5 protein-coding genes, 1 pseudogene and 1 other annotated feature are annotated in these 3,706 nt (G+C 49.7%); of the genes and pseudogenes, 4 read left to right on the top strand and 2 right to left on the bottom strand.

Translation table 11 applies throughout. The annotated features are described in order from the left end of the window. Positions 1–960 (top strand): annotated as a pseudogene (locus RJ38_RS05660) (IS3 family transposase); the annotation flags it as partial. Further along, positions 16–132: a sequence feature (AL1L pseudoknot), on the top strand. (Overlaps the previous pseudogene by 117 nt.) A gap of 64 nt (positions 961–1,024) precedes the next feature. Further along, the gene (locus tag RJ38_RS05655) at positions 1,025–1,249 is read left to right on the top strand and encodes a DNA adenine methylase (RefSeq protein ID WP_039017930.1); all 225 of its coding nucleotides are present in this window, start codon (positions 1,025–1,027) and stop codon (positions 1,247–1,249) included. A 405-nt stretch (positions 1,250–1,654) separates the two neighbouring features. Here the strand turns inward: RJ38_RS05655 and RJ38_RS05650 are convergent, their stop codons facing one another. Then, the gene (locus RJ38_RS05650; RefSeq protein WP_039017929.1) at positions 1,655–2,533 is read right to left on the bottom strand and encodes a DUF3037 domain-containing protein; all 879 of its coding nucleotides are present in this window, start codon (positions 2,531–2,533) and stop codon (positions 1,655–1,657) included. Continuing rightward, positions 2,530–2,973 carry a hypothetical protein gene (locus RJ38_RS18810; protein WP_156121774.1) on the bottom strand — a complete coding sequence of 148 codons (444 nt, stop codon included), beginning with the start codon at positions 2,971–2,973 and terminating at the stop codon, positions 2,530–2,532. Before RJ38_RS18810 ends, RJ38_RS05650 begins: the two co-directional genes overlap by 4 nt. 66 nt (positions 2,974–3,039) lie before the next feature. Between RJ38_RS18810 and RJ38_RS05640 the strand changes: the two genes are divergently transcribed. Continuing rightward, entirely contained in the window at positions 3,040–3,396 is a 357-nt protein-coding gene (locus tag RJ38_RS05640) for a transposase (protein WP_039017927.1), read from the top strand. Further along, positions 3,393–3,706 (top strand): IS66 family insertion sequence element accessory protein TnpB (tnpB, locus tag RJ38_RS05635; protein WP_039017926.1); only part of this gene is annotated, 314 nt, incomplete at its 3' end. The genes RJ38_RS05640 and tnpB, both read left to right, overlap by 4 nt.

The raw sequence follows: 3,706 nt of genomic DNA, 5'->3' as shown, positions 1-3,706 counted from the left end.
CCTTCGTAAGGCGTCAGCTTTTTTCGCGGCGGCGGACCTCGACCGCCTACGGAAGAGATGATCATGTTTATAGATGACCACCGTGATCATCTTGGCGTCGAGGTGATTTGCAATGTTTTGCCGATCGCGCCTTCCACCTATTACCACCGCAAGTCGATTGATCGTTATCCCAAGAAGGCATCGGATCGAGCAAAGCGTGATGCCATCATAATGACTAGGATCACCCATTTCTGGGAGAATAGCGGGAAGCGCTATGGGGCGGTTAAGATCTGGCATGACTTGCTCGACGATGGGTTTGTCGTCGCCCGTTGCACGGTTGTTCGCCTTATGAAAAGCATGGGGATACAGGGAATTACACGCGGAAAGGTGACTACGACGAAAAGCAACCCTGCCTTGCCATGCCCTGAAGACAAAGTGAACCGAGAATTCAAAGCACCGGCCCCGAACATCTTGTGGGTTGCAGACTTTACCTACGTCAGGACCGCAGTCGGCTTTGTGTATGTGGCGTTTATCATTGATGTCTTTGCGCGCTACATTGTTGGCTGGAAAGTCTCTTCTTCTCCCAATGCCCAGATGGTGCTTGATGCTTTGAACCAGGCGCTGGCTGCGCGTCAACCGGACCCCAAAATACTTATTCATCACAGTGACAGGGGCGTTCAATATTTGTCGATCAAATACACTGAACGGCTTGAGGAAGCCAAAATTGATCCCTCAGTCGGCAGCGTTGGTGACAGCTATGACAATGCGATGGCCGAGACAATTAATGGCCTCTACAAGGCTGAGGTCATTGAACATGAGGGCCCTTGGCAAGGCAAAAAAGACGTCGAATTTGCCACGCTCGATTGGGTCCATTGGTTCAATCACGAACGCCGCTTTGGACCCATCGGATACATTGCTCCAGCACATGCAGAAAGGAACTTCTATGACAGCCTGAACACTGTTACTCTCGCCGCAGAATAGGAACTCAACTGTCTCCGATAAACCCGGTCTGGTTCAGGGCAATGAAGGCGACTATGGCAAAGGCATGTTTATCCCGGCCGACTTTGACCGCATGGCAGAGCAGCTGGGCCAGATCAAAGGTAGTTTTCTGATGTCGGTCAATGACGTGCCCGAGATCCGCGAACGATTTGCAGCGTTCAACATGCAGCGCGTTGAAACAACTTACACAATCGGAACAAAGAACCGGGGCAAAGTGGGTGAACTGTTCATAGGGAACTTTGATTGGGGAGCTAAATCGGATGCCAAATAAGGCGGACACAGCAAAGAACAACCGTATCAAATGATCGTTGTTTGCCCATCATGCAAGGGGACCGGCGAGACCGGTCCCTTCAGAAAACCGCCGAAGTACGAGCCGGAAACAGCCACCTGCGCAGCCTGTGAAGGTCATCGTGTCGTGCATGAAACCACGCGAACCATATATAATACGATCAGAGATCCGTATCGGTACCGCCTAACGAAAACAGACAGAACCATGGATTTGGGCCTTAGTGTTGACTGCGCCTATTGCTTCTCCCGGGGGCAAAGCAGACGCACTTGATCGACGCATCGTGCGGATGCCTGACATTGTAGTTCAGATCGGTTAGTCCGCTTTCAAATTGAACCTACGGCCTATGTAAGTAAGTTCCATTTCCTTACATAGTTTTTACTATTAAACTTAGTGTGCTCTTATTTGGCTTGCGATCGTGTCTACGAATTGATCCGAGTTCTCTTCTGTCACTACGTTGCCGATGCCAGACATTTTCCCCAGGAAAGCACTAGCCTTCTCAAAGGATGGGATGAGATTGTCTCTTGTCGGGCGACCTATGACAAAATGAGGCTTAACCTTACCGTTGCTATAGCTTTCGATAGATTGGGCGTAGCTAGCCCATTTACCAGCTTTAATCCCAATATTTTCCTCATCAGTCAGGTCAAATGACAAGGGCTGAATTACATGAAGCGCACCATTCTGGTAACTTGCATGAAACTTAACTTTACCCAAATCGCTTTGAACAGTCTTGTCAGGTTCTATGATGTGATCCAGTTCACGCGCAGAAAGTTTACTACTAAAAGTGGACCAAACTTCTTCATCTGACCTGTTCGATTCTGTCTTGGGTTTATCATAAGAGGTCACGTAGCGACTGAAAAGTTGCTCCAGCTTGTCATCAAGCGAACTACATAGGCCCACGCCTCCGAAATCCCAGCGATAGCTAGAATCAACATCAGGAGAAAGCAACTTTGCTAGGTTAAACGCTTCTTGCTCAGAACGGCTATGTAGCTCGGTCTGTTTAGCATTCATGAACAAGCTAGGCTCACGAAGTGCCTTATGTGCAAAGGTTTGAATGGACCGCTGGACTTGCTTTAAATCTTCGGTGAAGTTCGCTCTTTCCAAGCTTGGGTATGCGGATAGTATTCGGCCATCCCAACTACGCGTCTTGAGGCGCATGTAATCTGCTGACGGTCCAAAGACCAACACACCAATGTTTAAGCGTTCTTTAAGCCAAGGGTCGTGTTCATATTGCAGAAGGCAGTATGTAAATTTTATCTTATGTCTCACAGCATGACCTCCTTTACCTTAGTTTCAAAGTCGTCGGCGTTATCGCGTGCTGTTAGCAGATAATCAACGATTTTGCACGCAGTATCGTCGCCCCATTCAGCAGGTATCATCTTAACATAGTCTTCTATTGCATCATCTGAAAGAGCGCATAAATCAGTTGTGAAGCTCTCGATCAGATCAGCGGTAACATTTCGCATACTTTTAAATAGAACGTGTTGCAGATCCCCAGCAACGTGATTCCAAATTCCATTGTCTTGCCAAGGCATTCTAGAACCACCGTAATCAGCATTGTCATGGCATCTTTGAAAGCTGTGTCCGAAATCGATCACTTTAAAATCATGGCCTGAAACCAATAAGTTTGGGTTACTAACACTTCTGTCGGTGTTTTCTACAATGGTGTCAAAAAGATAGAGTCGAACAGCATCGTAAGCGATGCGCACAGGCCATGGTATCGCGTTTCTGTGTGATGTGAGATTCTAACCTCCAACTGATTTGGAGATGATTTTATGGTTGATGACGGAAATGGATCGGGGCGGCGCAAGCCGCACGTGCGGACGGCTGCGGAACGAGCGTCGATTGTGGCCGAGACGTATAAGCCGGGGGCGACGGTTGCAGGTGTTGCACGGCGACATGGGATTGTAGCGTCGCAATTGTCGGGCTGGCGCACGGCGGCCAAGCGTAAGGGGGAGCCGGATAAAGGCTCTGGGCCCGCTTTTGCCGAGCTTTCAGTTCTAGCGGATGCGTTGCCCGCAACATTTGATGGCATTGAGATCGTGTGTGGTGCTGTTTCTATCCGCCTGCCCAAGAGCACGGCGCCCAAGCAGATTACATACATTGCTCGCGGTTTGGCGCAGAGCAAGTGATCTATCCCAGTCAGGCGGTTCGGATCGTGATCGCGACCAAGCCAGTGGACTTCCGTAAAGGACACGATGGCTTGGCGGCACTTGCTGAGCGGGAACTTGGCCTTGACCCGCATTCGGGTGTTATAGTTGTGTTCCGTGCTAAACGCGGCGACCGGATCAAGGTTCTGCTCTGGGACGGATCTGGCTTGGTGCTGTGTTACAAACGGTTGGAACAGGGCAAGTTTGCATGGCCGAAGGTTCAGGATGGAATGATGCGTCTGACCAAGGCGCAATTTGAAGCCTTGTTCGAGGGGTTAGACTGGCGGCGCGT

The sequence above is a fragment of the Halocynthiibacter namhaensis genome (assembly GCF_000812685.1).
Lineage (GTDB): Bacteria > Pseudomonadota > Alphaproteobacteria > Rhodobacterales > Rhodobacteraceae > Halocynthiibacter > Halocynthiibacter namhaensis.
This window is presented reverse-complemented; position numbering and strand designations above follow the sequence as displayed.

Bases quoted from the DNA above. Each gene is read 5' to 3' on its own strand.
- RJ38_RS05655 (WP_039017930.1), top strand. From the start codon at position 1,025: ATGTTTATCCCGGCCGACTTTGACCGCATGGCAGAGCAGCTGGGCCAG.
- RJ38_RS05640 (WP_039017927.1), top strand. From the start codon at position 3,040: ATGGTTGATGACGGAAATGGATCGGGGCGGCGCAAGCCGCACGTGCGG.